Here is a 16691-nt window from a genome sequence, read left to right on the forward strand (position 1 = left end):
TGGTCTGGGTGTCCGACCCGGCCCCGGGCTCCACCCACGACGCGAAAGCCATCCGGCACACCGGCCTGCTCGACCACTTCCCCGACCCCCCGCCGATGGCCGACAAGGGCTACACCGGGCTGGGCATGATCACCCCGGAACGAAAACCTGCCGGCGGTGAACTCACAGAAACCCAGAAACAGTACAACAAGGCCATCAACACGCTACGCGCCCCGGTTGAACGAGCAATCGCCAACCTCAAAACCTGGCGGACACTCCACACCGGCCACCGAAGACCCCTGCACACCTTCCCCGAAACCATCACGGCCATCATCGCCCTAGAATTCTTCAAAAACAGTTTTGCATAACCCTCATCGTCTTTGGCAATGATTTCAGTGACGTTGAGTTCATCGGATCAGAGTTCCGGTGGGGAGTCGACCTCACCAGTCAGAGACTGCCCCAAGGCCTCGACGTCTTCTACGCCGAAGATGCCCCACGAGCCATCACTGCTGAAGCGTTCTGGGTTTTGTTCCGGGGTCAGGGCGTAACGGGTGTTGCGTCTTGGTCGTGAGTGTAGGCCACCTCGACCTCGGCTGGTGTGTGGTGGCCGAGGGCTTCGTGGAGTCGGGCGGTGTTCCACCAGTGCACCCAGCCCATGGTGGCCGGCTCGACGGCTTCGACGGACTCCCAGAGCCGCTTGGAACAGATGAGTTCGGCCTTGTAGAGGCCGTTCACCGTCTCGGCCAGGGCGTTGTCGTACGAGTCACCGACCGTGCCCACCGAGGCCTTCACTCCGGCCGTGATGAGCGCGTCCGAGTACGCCGAACTGACGTACTGGGCACCCCTGCCGCTGTGATGGACCAGCCCCTGCCGGCCGCGGCCGGCCCCGGTGACCACGAGGGCGTGTTCAAGGGCGAGCAGCGGCAGTCCGGCGGTGTGCAGGCTCGCCGCGACGGCCCATCCCACGATGCGCCGGGTGCAGACGTCGGTGATGAACGCGACATGGCAGAACCCGGTCAGGATCCTCACGTAGGTGATGTCAGCGACCCAGGGCTGATGAGGACGCTGGGCTGTGAACTGCCGCTCGACGAGATCGGCCCGGGCATCGGGTGCTTCAGCAGGACGCGTGGTGACCGGCTTGCGGCCACGCCTGATGCCCTGCAGGCCGGCGGCCCGCATGAGCCGGGCGACCTGGTCACGGCCGAGATCCCAGCCGGCACGGCGCATCGCGTGGTGCATCTTCCGCACCCCGTACACGGAGTAGTTCTCCGCGTGGACCCGCCGGAGCTCCGCCACGAGGATCTCATCGCGCAGTGCCCGTGCCGATGGCGCGCGGGTCTTGGCCGCCCGGTATCCGCGGGAAGTGATGAACCCACACTCCGTCGCGCTGAGCACGCGGCAGATGGCCTCGACCCCGAAACGGTCACGGTGTTCGTCGATGAACCGGATCATCTCGTCATGGGGGCGGTCGAGTTCCGCTACGAAAAAAGCCGAGGCCTTGCGCAGGTTCTCGTTCGCGCGTCGCAGCTCGAGGTTCCCCCGGCGCAGCCGGCGCATCTCGCCAGACTCGCCGGTGCTCACACCGGGGGCCTCGCCTCGGTCGATGCGGCTCTGCTTCCACCAGCCCCGCAGGGTGTGAGGGGAGACCCCGCCGAGGGCTTCGCCCACGACGGTGCAGGCAGCCCAGCCGGAGCACTGCTCGGCACGGACGCGTTCTTCGATGAGCTGCAGGGCCTTCGCCTTGAACTCGGGGCTGTACTTCTGGGACATGCTCCGATCCTCCTTGAGGAAGTAGACCGGAACGAAACCCAGGGCGCTTCATAGGAAGCAAACCCGGATCATTTCAAACCGTCACCGAACTCCTGAGACATCACACACATCGGGAACACCACTCTTTATCAATGTCCAAAACGTGGAGCACTCCGGTGGCACTGGTCATCGACGACGACGGGGGCTGCTCGTCAAGGCTCGGGCGATGTGGGCGCGGTCCGCAGCAGCGTGAAAGGGGGTTCTGTCCCGCGGCCCGGGCCGCGGGACAGAACCCCCTGAAAGGACGGAGCCAGGGCACCGGCCCTGCGACCGTCAGCTGAACTCCTTCTCGAAGCGCATCTCGAGCTCCTCAAGGGAGTCGTGCTTCGTCTCGGGCACGAACTTCTTGTAGAAGATGAGCGAGAGCACGTTGACAGCGGCGAAGATCAGGTAGGTGAGAGCCCCGCCGAGCTGCTCCATCATGATGGGGAAGACGATGGCGACGATGCCGTTGGCGATCCACAGGGCGCCGACCGCCATGCCCATCGAGATGCCGCGGACCTTCGCGGGGAAGAGCTCCGAGACGAGCACCCAGGTCACCGTGCCCGACTGCTTCGCGAAGACGAACAGGCAGACGATGATGAGCACGAGGTACGGCGCGAAGGCGGGCGCCCCGACGATCGAGCCGTCATCCTGCTGGTGCGGCTGGATGAAGAGGAAGAAGGTCGCCGAGAGCAGGGCCAGCGAGACGACGATCGAGGACTCCTGGTACATGCCGATGTGGCGGCGCTCGAACCGGGCGATGAGCCAGAAGCCGACGCCCGAGCCGAGGAAGGACACGGCACCGGAGATGACATTGAGGCTGATGGAGTCGCTCATCGGCAGACCGGCCGCGTTGAGCACCTTTGGCATGTAGTACATGGCCGTGTTGATGCCGGTCAGCTGGTCGGCGAGGCCGAGGATGATGCCGATGATGAGCAGTCGTCTGGTCCACCTCGCGCCCCAGATCTGTCCGAGGCCCCACTTCTCCTGCTTCGCCTCGTTGCGCTGGATCTCGAGCATCTCGTCGACCTCGGCGGCGACGGGACCGTCCTTGGACTCGTCGCGCACGCGCTTGAGCGCGCCGATCGCCTCGGGGATCCTCAGGTTGGCGGCGTACCAGCGCGAGGACTCCGGCATGAGGCGGATGCCGATCCACAGGGCGATGGCCGGGATCGAGGCGAGGACGAGCATGTAGCGCCATGTCGACCCGTTGCCGTCGGACACGAGAAGGCCGGCGATGTGCTGGACCTTCTCCCAGGCCACGACGGTTCCCGAGGCGTAGGCGCCGCTCGGGTCGTTCTCGATGGTGACGGAGGGGCCGCTGTTCACATGGGCGATGATCGCGTTCATCGAGTACGCGAGGAGCTGTCCGCCGACGATCATGAACTGGTCGACGGCGACGAGCACGCCGCGGATCCGCTTCGGCGCCGTCTCGCCCAGGAAGACGGGCACCGTGGCGGAGGCGCCGCCGACGGCGAAGCCGAGGACGATGCGGAACAGGTACAACATCCAGATGTTCACCGAGAAAGTGCAGCCCAGCGCCCCGAGGAGGAACACGATGGCCAGCAGCGTGATGTTGTGACGACGCCCGTACTTGTCGGACAGGCGACCGCCGAAGGTGGCGCCCAGGGCGGCGCCGAAACACAGCAGGCCGCCGACGAAGCCCTCCTCGAAGATCGTCATGCCGAGGCCGTGCGCGGCCCGGGGCAGGTGCATGTAGGGCAGGGCCGCGGCGATGACGCCCGTGTCGTAGCCGAACAGCAGCGAACCCAGCGTGGCCACTGCGGCGATCGCCCCGAGGGAGCGCTTCCTCCCGGACGGCGGCGTCTCGGCCACCAGTTCCCTGATTTTCTCCGGTGTGTAGTCATCCACCGTCAACGGTCTGGCGGACATGTGCTCTCCGTTCTCCTCGTGTCGAAGGTCTTCACCATTGATTCACCTCGTGCTGCGGATCGCGCCATCGAGATGGTGTCGGACCGGGGTACGCCGATCGGGGACGGCGGCCCGACGGGTCATGAGTCGTGGTGCGATCCCCGCACCGCAAGGATCACCTGAACTCGTGGCGCAGGCGCTCCAGCATTCTCCGGTTGATCTCGTCGGCCGTTTCGTGCCACCCGAAGACGCACACCGACAGGACGCCGTCGAAGCCGACCTCCCGCAGGGCCTGGAAGACCTCGTCCCAGGGGACCTCGCCGTTCCCGATCTCGTTGTGCTGATGGACGGTGACGTCGGCGCCCGGAGGATTGACAATGTAGCGGTTGCCGTCGTTGGCCCGATGGTTGAGGGAATCGGCGACGTGCACCTCGCGCAGCTTCCCGGCCTCGGCGGCCGTCCGGATCATACGACCGGCGTCCCCGACGCCGTCGGACAGGTGGAAGGTGTGCGGGCAGCAGTACTCGTAGCCGATCCAGTCCCGATCGGCTCCCCTGACGATCTCGAGGGCCCGGTCGTGGAGCTCGACGAAGTCGTAGGGGTGGGCCTCCATGGCGAGGCGGATCCCGTAGCGCTCGAAGACGGGGGCGAGCTCCTCGATCGAGCGGTACCACTGGTGCTCCGACTCGCGGGACCTGTTGCGGTCGCCCGAGAACTCGGAGACGACGTCCCGCACGTCGAGCTGGTCCGCGATCTCCAGCAGGCGACGCCAGTTGCGCACCTGGGCCCGGCGCTCCTGCTCGTCGACGGCGGACCAGTTGAAGACCGGGTTGAGCGTCCGGATGGTGACGCCGCTCTCCTGCTGCGCCCTGTCCAACTCGTCGATGAAGGCCCGGTCGGCCTTGGGGTAATGGTGCCAGAAGTGGAAGTCGGAGCGGGGCGACAGCTCGACGTGCTCGAAGCCGAGCTCAGCGGCCCTGCGCAGAGTGTCGGGCGTCGACATGGTCATGTAGTACATGTTCGGGTCAAGGGCGATGTCCACCATGGGGGTCTCCTCATCGAGCCAACGGCGATGTTGCCGAACCCCATATTGTCATGACAATCAGAATTTGGGAAGCCCCCGGGCCACTCCGGTTCCCGTCGGACGCGCGGCTCCCCCACCCGCCCGCTCCGCAGAAGGGAGCCGGAGGCCTACGAAGGCACCGGTCGGACCCGCCGCTGGCCGGATTCACCAGGTCTGGCGCCCGGTCTCATCAGTTGCCGCACAGGCCCCGTCCCGTCCCGATCTTTGTGCTGACATTGGTTGACAAGCAGGGCCGGGGGCGACTTGAATGAGTGTCACACGGCGTTCCGACAGCGACGCGGAGCCCGAACCTCGACCGCATAGGAGATGCAGCGCATGACCATCGAATACACTCCCGGCCCGCTCCTCGACGCAGCGCGGAGCACCCCGACCGCCCTGTGGAACGACTCCGCCGACCCCGATGAGCTGAAGCAGTCGATCTCCTTCGGCGGCGTGGGCGCGACGTGCAACCCGTCCATCGCCTACACCTGCATCAACCAGCGCAAGGACGTGTGGCTGCCCCGCATCGCCGAGCTCGCCGAGAAGATGCCCGAGGCCACCGAGTCCCAGATCGGCTGGCAGGTCGTGCGCGAGCTGAGCGTCGCGGCCGCCAAGCTGCTCGAGCCGATCTTCGACGAGCAGAACGGCCGCAACGGGCGGCTCTCCATCCAGACGGATCCGCGTCTGGCCCGCAACGCCAAGGCCCTGGCCGACCAGGCCGAGGAGTTCTCGAAGCTCGCCAGGAACATCATCGTCAAGATCCCCGCCACCTCCGTCGGGATCAAGGCCATCGAGGACGCTACCCACCGCGGCGTCTCGGTCAACGTGACCGTCTCCTTCTCCGTCCCCCAGGCCGTCACCACCGGTGAGGCGATCGAGCGGGGCCTCAAGCGCCGTGAGGCCGAGGGCAAGGACATCTCCACGATGGGTCCGGTCGTCACGCTCATGGGCGGGCGGCTCGACGACTGGATCAAGATCGTGGCCAAGCGCGACAACCTCTTCATCGATCCCGGCCACCTCGAGTGGGCCGGCGTGGCCGCGCTCAAGCGGGCCTACCACGAGTTCCAGGCCCGCGGCCTGCGCGCCCGCGTGCTCTCGGCCGCCTTCCGCAATGTCATGCACTGGTCCGAGCTCGTCGGCGGCGACCTCGTCGTCTCCCCGCCCTTCAAGTGGCAGAAGCTCATCAACGACTCGGGCTACAAGGTCGTCAACCGCATCGACGAGCCGGTGGCCCCCGAGATCATGAAGACCCTGGAGAGCATCCCGGAGTTCGTCCGCGCCTACGAGCCCGACGGCATGACCCCCGAGGAGTTCGACACCTTCGGCGCCACCGTCCGCACGCTGCGCGGCTTCCTCCAGGCCGACGCCGACCTGGACACCCTCGTGCGGGACGTCATCATGCCCCAGCCGTGAGCCGAGAAGCCCCCGCTCGCGACCACGGGCCGAGGCGCAGCGTTGTTGCGCCTCGGCCCGTGGGGCGCGAATCCCTCTGACACCAGACAGAATCCCGAACACCACCAAGGAGCAAGGATGCTCAACATCGCCGTCATCGGTGCCGGTCGCATCGGTCACGTCCACGCCAGGACCATCGCGGGGCACCCGCAGGCCGACCTGGCCCTCGTCTGCGACCCCGTCGGGGACGCCGCCGAGAAGCTCGCGTCGCAGTACGACGGGGCGCGATCGGCCAAGGACGCCGAGGAGGCCTTCGCCGATCCGCAGGTCGACGCCGTCATCATCGGCTCGCCCACCCCGCTGCACATCCCGCACCTCCTCGCCGCCGCGAAGGCCGGCAAGGCCGTCCTGTGCGAGAAGCCCATCGCCTTGGACATGGCCGACGTCGAGGCGGCCAGGACCGATCTGGACTCCATCTCGACGCCTGTCATGTTCGGCTTCAACCGCCGGTTCGATCCCTCCTTCGCCGCGGTGCGCGCCGCCGTCGAGGCGGGCAGGATCGGCGCCCTGGAGCAGCTGACCGTCATCAGTCGCGACCCGGCCGCACCGCCGATCGAGTACGTCACGGTGTCCGGCGGAATCTTCCGCGACATGACCATCCACGACTTCGACACCGCCCGGTTCTTCCTCGGCGACATCACCGAGGTGCACGCCGTGGGGCAGAACCTCGATCCGGCGATCGAGGAAGCCGGCGACTTCGACGCGGCGGTCGTGACCCTGCGGGCCGCCTCCGGGGCCGTGGCCACGATCATCAACAACCGGCACTGCGCCTCCGGCTACGACCAGCGTCTGGAGGCCTCCGGCCATGACGGCGCCCTCTTCGCCGAGAACATCCGCCCGACGACGGTGCGCCTGTCGAACGCCGAGGTGACCGACGCCCAGGAACCGTACCTGGACTTCTTCCTCGAGCGCTACGCGGACGCCTACCGGCTGGAGCTGTCGGCCTTCATCGAGGCCGTCGAGGCCGGGACCACCCCGCCCACCGGAATCGGTGACGCCGTTGCGGCCCTGCGGCTGGCCGAGGCGGCCACCCGGTCCGCCAGGACGGGGGAGGTCGTGCGTCTCGGCTCCTGAGCCCTGCTCGACCCCTGACCCTCCCCGCGCCATGGGCCGGGTCCTGCTCACCGACAGTCCAGCGAGCAGGACCCGGCCCATGCAGTGTCCAATGTCTTGATAAATCGAATTAACGCGCGTGAAATAAGTGTGGCACGTGTCCCTCTGGAGCCATCCCGCTTCCCACCAGCAGTCCAGACACGGCAGAACAGCCCGTCGTCGTCGACGGGTGCGACCGAAGGACCACCACATGAGTCACCCACCGGAAACTGATCCGACCCGGGCCCAGATCGATGAGCTCGTCACGCAGACCCCCGCCTCAGGCCGACGACGTTCCGTCGCCTTCGTCGCCGTCGTCGCCACCCTGGGCTCACTGCTCTTCGGCTATGACACCGGCGTCATCGCCGGAGCCCTGCCCTACATGCACATGCCCCATGCCGCCGGAGGACTCGGCATCAACTCCTTCGAGGAGGGCCTGGTCGGCGGCATCCTCCTCATCGGATGCGCCTTCGGCGCCTTCTTCGGCGGACGCCTGTCCGACCGCTACGGACGGAGGCACAACATCCTCCTGCTCGCCGTCGTCTTCTTCGTCGGCGCGATGGCCTGCACCTTCTCCCCCAACCTCTGGGTCCTCTACCCCGCCCGCTTCGTCCTCGGCTTCGCAGTCGGCGGCGCCTCGGCCACCGTGCCCGTCTATCTGGCCGAGACCGCCCCGAAACGCATCAGAGGAACCCTGGTCGGCGTCGACCAGCTCATGATCGTCACCGGCCAGTTCCTGGCCTTCGCCATGAACGCGATCATCGCGCGCGGCATCACAGGCGGCCCCGAGGCCAGGGTGTCCACCGTCGACCCCGGCACCAGCGTGACCATCAACGGTGTTCGGACGACGATCGAGGCGGGGCAATGCTACACCTGGGACGCCCTCCAGCAGGTCGCCGACGCGGTCACGATCGACGGCGGCAACGGCAACACATGGCGTTACATGCTCGTCATCTGCTCCATCCCGGCCATCGCCCTGTGGATCGGCATGCGGATGATGCCGGAGTCCTCTCGCTGGTACGCAGTGAACCGTCGCATCCCCGAGGCCATCGGCGTGCTCAAGCGCGTGCGCGACGAGTCCAAGGACGGCTCGATCGCCGACGAGGTGAGCGAGATGATCGAGGTCAACCGCAGAGAGGCCGCCATCACGAAGTGGGGCCTCGGTCAGGTCTTCCGCACCCCCTGGACTCGGCGCGTCCTCGTCATCGGATGCTTCATCGGCATCTTCAACCAGACGACTGGCGTCAACACGATGATGTACTACGCGCCCAAGGTCCTCCAGGCAGCCGGCTTCGCCACGGAGGATGCCATCGTGCTCGACGTCCTCACGGGCCTGGCCTCCGTCATCGGCTCGGCGCTCGGCCTGTGGCTGCTGGCGCGCTTCAGCCGCCGCCGGGTCATCATCGGCGGCACCATCGGCCTGACGGTCATGCTGTGGGCCATGACGGCCGTCTTCCTCCTCGGCATCAACCCGCACCTCGACGACAGCGGCAACGTCACATCCGGCATGCCACCACTGGTGCCCTACCTCGTGGTGATCGTCATCGTCGTCTTCATGCTCTTCATGCAGGCCGGCAACGCCCCGGGCACGTGGGTCATCATGTCTGAGCTCTTCCCCGCGCGGATGCGTGGCGCGGCCATGGGCTTCGCCGTCCTGTGCATCTGGATCTCCAATGCGATCATCACCTTCGCGTTCCCCTCGATGATGAGCCGCCTCGGCCCGGTGGCCACCTACCTCGTCTTCGCCCTCATCAATGTCGTCGCGGTGGTCTACATGTACCGCAAGGTCCCCGAGACCAAGTACGCCTCGCTGGAGGAGCTGGAGGAGCAGTTCCAGCAACGCTACGCATGAGACACCCGACAGTCGACCCCTCCCGTGTAATCTGTCGGGGGCCGGATCGTCGACGGCCCCGACAGGCGAGGAGGGGCCCGTGGCAACGAGCGGACAGGACGTCACCCAGGACGACGTGGCCCGTGTCGCCGGAGTCTCGCGCAGCCTGGTCTCCCTCGCGTTGAACGGATCACCCAAGGTCGCCGCGGAGACGAGGCGACGCATCGCCGAGACCGCCACCACTCTCGGATACCGGGTCAACGCCGCCGCAGCCTCCCTGGCTCGCCAGCGGTCCAGGACCATCGGTCTGGTCCTGCCCAATCTGCGCAACGCCTTCTTCGAGCAGATCGCGCACACCTTGGGCGACGCCACGGGCGCCAGGGACCTCGCCCTCTTCGTCACGGTGGGCTCAGACCGGCCCGAGGTTCTTCACCGCGCCGTCGAAAGCCTCCTGAGCGTCCGAGTCATGGGGCTCATCCTCGTCTCCCCATGGCTTCCGGACGAGGACCTCATCGCCATCGGCGAGGAGGTACCCGTCTGCCTCATCGGACGGCGCAGCCCCGGCGGGAGCGTCGACTCCGTACGCGTGGACGAGGAGGCCGCCGCCCGGCTGCTCGTCGGGCACCTCGCCGAGCTCGGCATGCGTTCGGTCGGCTACGTCGGGCCGCGCGTCGTGAACGACACCTCCCGCTTTGAGAGAGAGTCCGCGTTGCGGCTTGCCGCCCAAGCAGCCGGACTGACCCTCGACGTCCGCGAGTGCGACGAGGACGCCGGTCCGGCCGTGCGCGACATGCTGCGCTCCCATCACGAGCCGCTCGGCCTCGTCATCCACAACGACATCCTCGCCATCGACGCCGTCCCCGTGCTGCGCGAGACGGATCGGCACCCGGGCATTGACGTCGCCCTCGTCTCCTACGACAACACCTACCTGGCCAGGCGCGGGGAGTTCTCCCTCACAAGCATCGACCAGCCCGAGGACGTGCTGGGGACGACAGCCGTGCGCCTGCTGTGCGAGCGCGCCGAAGAAGGGACAACCTCCGCAGGGAGCCCTCGCGACGTCGTCCTGGAACCCGCCCTCGTCATCAGGGGCTCCTCGGAACCGGACCGGGTGTGCGGCTGACGCCCCGATCATTTCACCGGGCCGGGACCGCGGACGGCCACACGGCCGGGCGCCACGCCATTGCTGCGCAACCGGGTCCGCTCTTCGAGCGAGTCAAGGCCGAGCACCACCCGCGCTGCATCGTGCAGCCCTTTCAGACACGTTCCCCCCTGATCCTGCCCGTCCGGCGCGGATGTGAAAACAGGGCATCGGGGTTGACATCGTCCAAGCCCTGCGCCCATACTCGTGACAACAAATTGTTAACGCGCGTGAACACTCATGGGCAAGCATTGTCACCGAAGACATGAGGAGCTTCGACATGACCACCAGAACCCTTTCCGTCGCCGTCATCGGCGCCGGCATGGCCGGCACCACCCATGCCAATGCCTGGCGTCAGGTGGGCACCGTCTACGACCTGGGACTGCCCAGGATCCGCCTGGCGACCATCGCCGACACCTACCTGCCCTTCGCCGAGGACGCCGCCGAGCGCTACGGCTACGAGAGGGCCGTCGACGACTGGCGCCAAGTCGCCGATGATCCGACCATCGACATCGTCTCGATCGTCGTCGGCAATGCCCTGCACCGCGAGATCGCCGAGGCCATGATCAAGGCGGGCAAGCACGTCCTGTGCGAGAAACCGCTGGCCGACACCCTGGAGAACGCCAGGGCCATGGCCGAGGCGGAGAGGAACGCCGGCGTCGTCACCTCGGTGGGCTTCACCTATCGGCGCAACGCGGCCGTCGCCGAGATCGCGAAACTCGTCGCCGAGGGCCATCTCGGCGAGATCAACCACTTCGAGGGCCGCTACTGGTGCGACTACGGCGTCGACCCGAACACGCCGATGGCCTGGCGCTATCGCGGCCCGATGGGCTCGGGCGCCCTGGGCGACGTCGGCTCCCATCTCATCGACACGGCCGAGACCATCTGCGGACCGCTCGTCTCCGTCTCCGGCGGCGCCATGACCACCGCGATCAAGGAGCGCCCGGTCGCCAAGGGACACGTCACCCGCGGCACCGCCCTCGACACCGTCGACCTCACGATGGAGCCCGTCACCAACGACGACGTCGCCACGTTCACCGGCCATTTCGCGAACGGCGCGGTCGGTACCTTCTCGGTCTCCCGCGTCGCCTGGAACATGCCCAATGCGATGATGATCGACGTGCTCGGCACGAAGGGCCGCGCCTCCTGGGACATGGCCCGCTGCGGCGAGATCAAGATCGACGACACCAACTCGCCGGCCGGTCTGGGCGGCGCCCGCCAAGTGCTCGTCAATCCCGACTTCCCCTATTTCGCCCGCGGCTCCTCCATGGCCTTCGGCGGTGTCGGCCTCACCCAGATCGAGCAGTTCACCTACCAGGCTCACGCCTTCCTGCAGCAGGTCGCCGGCGTCGAGGGCCTGCCGCCCTGCGCCAGTTTCGCCGACGGATACCGCGAGATGCGGATCACGGACGCCGTGGCCCGCTCCGCCGCCGCGAACGGCGCCGCCGTCGACCTCACCGGGCTCACCGACTGATCCATCCGAACGAACGAGAACGAAGGAGTCATCGCCATGGCACTCACCTACGGCGCGTACACCGCCTGTCTCCAGGACCGCCCGCTGAGCGCGGCCCTCGACGTCCTCAAGGAGGCCGGTCTGACCGGCGCCGAGGTCAACGTCGGGGGCTTCATCCCCTCACCGCACTGCCCCGTCGACGCCCTGCTCGCCTCCGCGGCGGCCCGCGAGGACTACCTCGGCGTCTTCGAGTCCAAGGGCATGGTCCTGTCCGGCCTCAACACCTCGGGCAATCCGGTCTCGCCGCTGCCGAACGAGGGCCTCAAGCACGCCGAGGACATCCGCAACGCCATCAGGCTGGCCGGCCTGCTCGGGGTCAAGGAGATCGTGACGATGTCCGGCACGCCCGGCACGGACCCGACCGCCAAGTACGCCTCCTGGGTCGTCAATCCCTGGAACGGCATCGACCTGGAGATCCTGGACTACCAGTGGTCCGTCATCGTGCCCTTCTTCAAGGAGATCGACGCCCTAGCCCGCGACAACGACGTCAAGGTCTGCCTCGAGCTCCATCCGCGCAACGTCGTCTTCAACGTGCCCGCCTTCGAACGCCTCGTCGAGGAGACCGGCGCCACCAATCTGCGCGTCAACATGGACCCCTCGCACCTGTTCTGGCAGCAGATGGAGCCGATCGCCGCGACGAAGCGCCTGGGCGACCTCGTCGGGCACGTCCACGCCAAGGACACGAGGATCTTCCCCGGCGTCGCCTACCGCGGTGTCCTCGACACCGACTTCGGCCACGTCCCGGCCGACGCCGAGGGCAGGACCCCGACCGCCTACGGCTACTGGTGCAGCGCCTGGCCGCAGGACCCGGCATGGCGCTTCGTCGCCTTCGGCCTGGGCCACGACACCGATTACTGGACCGAGTTCCTGCGCGCCATCAAGACGGCGGATCCCGACATGAACGTCAACATCGAGCACGAGGACGCCGAGTACGGCAACGTCGAGGGCCTGAAGCTCTCCGCGGCCAATCTGCTGGCCGCGGCCGCCGCCGTGTGACACGGGGCGTGGCATGAACACGATGCGGGCGCCGGGATCCGCTGAACGGGTTCCGGCGCCCGCATCCGCGTCACCGGCGGGCTCGTCACCTCCACGAGCGCGCGGCCGGACCCGAGGCGGGCCTAGGATCGCCCGGTGAGCGCATTTCCCGATCTCACGGCCGCGCAGTGGTCCGTTCTCGTCATCGCCGCCGTCTTCGTCGGAATCGCGAAGACGGCCCTGCCGGGTCTCGCGACCCTCTCCGTCGCCCTCTTCGCCGCCGTCCTCCCGGCCCGCGAGTCCACCGCGGTGATGGTCCCCCTCCTCATCGCGGGCGACCTGTACGCGATCTGGATGTACCGTCACGACGTCGACTGGCGGACGCTGGGCCGTCTCGCACCGGCGATCCTCGTCGGGCTCGGCACCGGCGCCCTCGTCCTGTGGCGCATCGACGACGCCGGCATGAAGCGGATGATCGGGATCATCCTGCTCCTGCTCACCGCCACGACGCTGCAGATGATGCGGCGGCGCGAACGGCACGGCTCCGACGAGAACGCCGGGACGACCCGGGCCTTCTCCCGGAGCCCCGTCGCACGCTGGGTCTACGGATCGCTGGGCGGCTTCACCACCATGGTCGCCAATGCGGGCGGCCCGCCGATGACGATGTACCTCATCGCCTCCGGCTTCGACGTCATGCGCTTCATGGGGACGCAGGCCTGCTTCTTCTTCGTCGTCAACGTCATGAAGGTGCCCTTCCAGGTCGGGCTCGGGCTGACCTCGGCGCGCTCCCTGGGCCTCGACGCCGTGCTGCTGCCGCCCCTGGTCGCCGGGGCCCTCGTCGGCGGCCTCGTCATCCGGCGCATGAGCACCAGGGTCTTCGACGTCCTCGTCATCGCCCTGACGATCGCCTCCTCGGCCTTCCTCCTGGTCTGAGGCCTCCCCCCCGCGGTCCCGCCGCGGCGGTCCGACTCCCGCCCACGAGCCGTGCCCCGACGCGGACCGATGGGCGACGGACCCGGAGCGCGGGTTTCACGGGCGGGCGGCGGACGCCCGGCCGGGCTTGTCGTTCCCGATAGGCTCAACGCCGAGGGTCCCGGTACGAGGAGTTGGGTCGAGGCGCGCCCGTCCGGTGCCACGGCAGTCACGAGGGCCCCGGAGCGAGGGGGTGAGGCCATGGGCAGGGTCACGCTGCGCGACATCGCGCACTCGCTCGGAGTGTCGGTCTCGACCGTGTCCCTCGCGCTGCGGGGATCCGAACGGATCTCCCCACCCGTGCGGGAGAAGATCGCCAGGCAGGCCGAGGCACTGGGCTACCGGACCGATCTGGCCGGATCACTGCTTCGCACGACGAAGCCGAACATCATCGGTCTGGCCTGCGACTTCGAGAAGGAGCTCCACATCGCCTACTCCCGCGAGATCACGGCCCTCGCCGAGGGGCTCGGTTATCTGGTCATGACGGAGGACACGGTTGCGGGCGGCGGGGCGAGCGCCCTGGCCCGCATCATGCAGCTCCGCGCCCAGGCCGTGATCATCGTGGACCCCGTCATGATGGACTCCGACGCCTTCGAGGCCGTGGACATCCCCGTCGTGGCCATCGGCCAGACCGCCCCGAGGCAGGACGCCGATCTCGTCGTCTCGAACAACTCCACGGGCATGGCCCAGGTGGCGGAGCTCATCGGGGACTGCCCGCAGGTGCACTACCTCGACGGGGGGAGATCCTCGTCCGCCGAGCGCCGTCGAAGCGCCTTCCTGGCGGCGATGTCCCACCGGCGGGCCGCGGTACGGGTCGTCCCCAGCGGGCCGACCGTGGACGCCGGCTGGCACAGCGTCCACACCGTCCTGGTCGACGCGCAGCCCCTTCCGCAGGCCCTCGTCTGCTACAACGACCAGTGCGCGCAGGGCGCCCTGATCGCCCTGTGGCAGGCCCGCCTGTCGATCCCCGAGGACATCAGGGTGGTGGGCTTCGACAATGCGCGCATCGCGTCCTCGCAGGCGTTCGAGCTGACCTCGGTCGACCGTCAGCCCCGCGAGGTCGCGCGCCTCGCCCTCGACCTCGCGATCGCACGGGCCAGGGGCGATCGGTCCGCCCCGCGGCGCCTGGAGGTCGACACACGAGTGGTGCGCCGCGCCACGGCCTGAACCGACCGGGGCCTCCACCGCGCCACGACCACCGCACCGGCCGCGGGGGCGGGCCGGCAACGACAGCCCCTGAGGGCGACGGGCCGGCCCCGCCTCAGGCGGTTCTCCCGACGTTGGCGGCCCATGCCGCATCCGCGAGCTCCTCGTCCACGAAGTCGCAGATGAGCACGCCCCTGCCGGCGGCGCCTGAGCGCAGCATCCCGAGAACGGCCGGGTTGAGCCCTCCGGCGTACGCGGCGGGATTCCCCGGGGCCCCGTTGGTCGCGCTGACATGGTTGAGCACCAGCGACCCCGGAGGGTTCGCACCCGTGTGGAGCCTCCGGACCTCCTCGAGCTTCACCGCGACGTCCGGGCCGTCCCAGTCGTCCTGGAGGAGGATGCCGCCGTTGCCATGCCACGGAACGGCCCACGGCCGCCCGCAGATCCTCGTGAGGCCGTACCGGGGTGGCGCGCACTCGAAGGCGACGATCCGGCCCCGGATCCTCCCGATCGTGGGCCACACGGTGCCCCCGGGGGTCCCGGTCGGTCTCCAGAACAGATCGAGGTTCTCGGAGATGACCGCGCGCAGCGCCTCACCGTAGCGCTCGAAGTCGTCCTTGGCCTCATTGGCGTTCTGGATCCTCACCAGGAGGAAGTCACGGGGATGCTCGACCAGATGGGACCGCAGCACATCGAGGATGCGCTCGGCGGTCGTGCCGCTGACCCACTCCCGGTGGGCGGCCACCATGGTCCGCGTCAGACGCAGATCGAGGTACCGCACGCCGACGTCGAGCTGCTCGCTCAGCGAGAGGGCCTGCGTGCGGTAGTACGGATGGGTGCAGGCGCTCGTCATCGTGTCATGGCTGCCGGGGATCACCAGGGAGCACAGGGGCGTCGCCTCGGGGAGACCCTCGATCACGGCGGTTGCAGCGTCAGTCACGGTCGCCCTCCAGTGGGTCGTCGATCAGGTCCGAGTAGAGGAGACGCAGGTAGTCCTCGATCTCGCGGCGCTCGCAGACCAGGGGCCCCGGCCTCTCCATCTTGAGCGACACCGTGGCGCAGGCCATCAGCAGGGCCTGCGGCACCCCGTGCGCGAGCCGCTCGGTGATGTAGGCGGAGAACACCGTGTCGCCCCGGCCCGTGCGCCCCACCATGGTGCGGGGGCGCAACGGGCAGCTGTGAAAACCGGAGTCGTCCAGGACGAGCATCTCGGCGGGCCCGGACACCATGACCTCCCGCGCACCGCGGTCGCGCAGCGCCCGGGCCATGTCGCGCCGGTCGCTCAGGCCCGTCAGGGCCTCTCCCTCCGCCGCATCGACTTTGAGGTACCGGATCCGCCCGAAGAAGTCCTCGCCGACGGTGGATCCGCGAAGGTCGAGCTCACCGGTCCGCTGCGACCGGACGCGCAGGAAGGCCTGCATGTCGACGGCCGTGTCGCCCCGTCCGGACAGCGAATCGACCATGTCCGGGGCGTAGTCGCCGACGATCAGCCCCGCCAGATGCCGGACGCCGACGGGCTCGTCCGGGACGTCCTCGGGGCCGATGGGGTCGCCCTGCTCGAGACCGTGGGAGACGCGCCGCTCCCGATCCTGCGTGCGGTAGACATTGCGGATCGACGTGGTCCGACGCGAGGGGACGGCGATGATCCTCTCCACCGCCGGTGGGAAGCACGACAGCAGGTCCTCGTCCCCCTCCCCCACGGCGGTGACGACCTCGACCCGGTGCCCCAGGGAGACCGCCGCCCCTGCGGCGCAGGCGGCCGCGCCGCCGATGACCCTGCTCTCCGCCCCTGTGACGTCGACGTTCACATCGACGCACACGTGACCGATGATCTGGGAATCGTATGCCCCCGTCCCGGACATCATGG

The 16691-nt window shown here is 68.3% G+C and carries 14 protein-coding genes; 9 read left to right on the forward strand and 5 right to left on the reverse strand.

Annotated features, from left to right (window positions below; genetic code table 11):
* On the forward strand, positions 1–347 hold a 347-nt coding region (locus K336_RS0112450; RefSeq protein WP_028707201.1), incomplete at its 5' end, for a transposase family protein.
* Between the two features lie 169 nt (positions 348–516).
* Here the strand turns inward: K336_RS0112450 and K336_RS0112455 are convergent.
* From K336_RS0112455 to K336_RS0112465, 3 genes are all read right to left on the reverse strand, one after another.
* A complete protein-coding gene (locus tag K336_RS0112455) occupies positions 517–1749 on the reverse strand; it encodes an IS3 family transposase (RefSeq protein ID WP_081660870.1) in 1233 nt (410 codons plus the stop codon).
* Between the two features lie 312 nt (positions 1750–2061).
* The gene (locus tag K336_RS0112460; RefSeq protein WP_211223525.1) at positions 2062–3609 is read right to left on the reverse strand and encodes an MFS transporter; all 1548 of its coding nucleotides are present in this window, start codon (positions 3607–3609) and stop codon (positions 2062–2064) included.
* A 208-nt stretch (positions 3610–3817) separates the two neighbouring features.
* The gene (locus tag K336_RS0112465) at positions 3818–4687 is read right to left on the reverse strand and encodes a sugar phosphate isomerase/epimerase family protein (protein WP_028707204.1); all 870 of its coding nucleotides are present in this window, start codon (positions 4685–4687) and stop codon (positions 3818–3820) included.
* Positions 4688–5041: 354 nt separating this feature from the next.
* Between K336_RS0112465 and K336_RS0112470 the strand changes: the two genes are divergently transcribed.
* The 8 genes from K336_RS0112470 to K336_RS0112505 all read left to right on the forward strand — a co-directional run bounded on the left by K336_RS0112470 (position 5042) and on the right by K336_RS0112505 (position 14845).
* Positions 5042–6118 carry a transaldolase family protein gene (locus K336_RS0112470; RefSeq protein WP_028707205.1) on the forward strand — a complete coding sequence of 359 codons (1077 nt, stop codon included), beginning with the start codon at positions 5042–5044 and terminating at the stop codon, positions 6116–6118.
* A 117-nt stretch (positions 6119–6235) separates the two neighbouring features.
* Positions 6236–7231, forward strand: a complete 996-nt coding sequence (gene iolG, locus K336_RS0112475) for an inositol 2-dehydrogenase (RefSeq protein ID WP_028707206.1) — start codon at positions 6236–6238, stop codon at positions 7229–7231.
* A 229-nt stretch (positions 7232–7460) separates the two neighbouring features.
* On the forward strand, positions 7461–9101 hold the full coding sequence (locus tag K336_RS0112480; protein WP_028707207.1) for an MFS transporter: 1641 nt from the start codon (positions 7461–7463) through the stop codon (positions 9099–9101).
* A gap of 79 nt (positions 9102–9180) precedes the next feature.
* Positions 9181–10200, forward strand: a complete 1020-nt coding sequence (locus K336_RS0112485) for a LacI family DNA-binding transcriptional regulator (RefSeq protein ID WP_028707208.1) — start codon at positions 9181–9183, stop codon at positions 10198–10200.
* 298 nt (positions 10201–10498) lie between these two features.
* Positions 10499–11692: a Gfo/Idh/MocA family protein gene (locus tag K336_RS0112490; RefSeq protein WP_021797698.1), complete on the forward strand. Its 1194-nt coding sequence runs from the start codon at positions 10499–10501 to the stop codon at positions 11690–11692.
* A 36-nt stretch (positions 11693–11728) separates the two neighbouring features.
* Positions 11729–12727, forward strand: coding sequence for a sugar phosphate isomerase/epimerase family protein (locus K336_RS0112495; protein ID WP_028707209.1), 999 nt, complete (start codon positions 11729–11731; stop codon positions 12725–12727).
* 135 nt (positions 12728–12862) lie between these two features.
* Entirely contained in the window at positions 12863–13639 is a 777-nt protein-coding gene (locus tag K336_RS0112500) for a sulfite exporter TauE/SafE family protein (protein ID WP_028707210.1), read from the forward strand.
* A gap of 240 nt (positions 13640–13879) precedes the next feature.
* Entirely contained in the window at positions 13880–14845 is a 966-nt protein-coding gene (locus K336_RS0112505) for a LacI family DNA-binding transcriptional regulator (RefSeq protein ID WP_028707211.1), read from the forward strand.
* Positions 14846–14939: 94 nt separating this feature from the next.
* Here K336_RS0112505 and K336_RS0112510 read toward each other — a convergent pair whose 3' ends face one another.
* Together K336_RS0112510 and K336_RS0112515 are read right to left on the reverse strand one after the other, a co-directional pair.
* Entirely contained in the window at positions 14940–15764 is an 825-nt protein-coding gene (locus K336_RS0112510; RefSeq protein WP_155945130.1) for a PI-PLC domain-containing protein, read from the reverse strand.
* Positions 15757–16689, reverse strand: coding sequence for a carbohydrate kinase family protein (locus K336_RS0112515; RefSeq protein WP_028707213.1), 933 nt, complete (start codon positions 16687–16689; stop codon positions 15757–15759). The genes K336_RS0112510 and K336_RS0112515 overlap by 8 nt, the downstream gene beginning before the upstream one ends.
* Between the last annotated feature and the right edge of the window lie 2 nt (positions 16690–16691).

It is taken from the genome of Propionibacterium acidifaciens DSM 21887 (genome assembly GCF_000426605.1).
Classification (GTDB): domain Bacteria; phylum Actinomycetota; class Actinomycetes; order Propionibacteriales; family Propionibacteriaceae; genus Propionibacterium; species Propionibacterium acidifaciens.

Bases quoted from the DNA above. Each gene is read 5' to 3' on its own strand.
- K336_RS0112455 (WP_081660870.1), bottom strand. From the start codon at position 1,749: ATGTCCCAGAAGTACAGCCCCGAGTTCAAGGCGAAGGCCCTGCAGCTC.
- K336_RS0112465 (WP_028707204.1), bottom strand. From the start codon at position 4,687: ATGGTGGACATCGCCCTTGACCCGAACATGTACTACATGACCATGTCG.
- K336_RS0112470 (WP_028707205.1), top strand. From the start codon at position 5,042: ATGACCATCGAATACACTCCCGGCCCGCTCCTCGACGCAGCGCGGAGC.
- iolG (WP_028707206.1), top strand. From the start codon at position 6,236: ATGCTCAACATCGCCGTCATCGGTGCCGGTCGCATCGGTCACGTCCAC.
- K336_RS0112480 (WP_028707207.1), top strand. From the start codon at position 7,461: ATGAGTCACCCACCGGAAACTGATCCGACCCGGGCCCAGATCGATGAG.
- K336_RS0112490 (WP_021797698.1), top strand. From the start codon at position 10,499: ATGACCACCAGAACCCTTTCCGTCGCCGTCATCGGCGCCGGCATGGCC.
- K336_RS0112495 (WP_028707209.1), top strand. From the start codon at position 11,729: ATGGCACTCACCTACGGCGCGTACACCGCCTGTCTCCAGGACCGCCCG.
- K336_RS0112505 (WP_028707211.1), top strand. From the start codon at position 13,880: ATGGGCAGGGTCACGCTGCGCGACATCGCGCACTCGCTCGGAGTGTCG.
- K336_RS0112515 (WP_028707213.1), bottom strand. From the start codon at position 16,689: ATGATGTCCGGGACGGGGGCATACGATTCCCAGATCATCGGTCACGTG.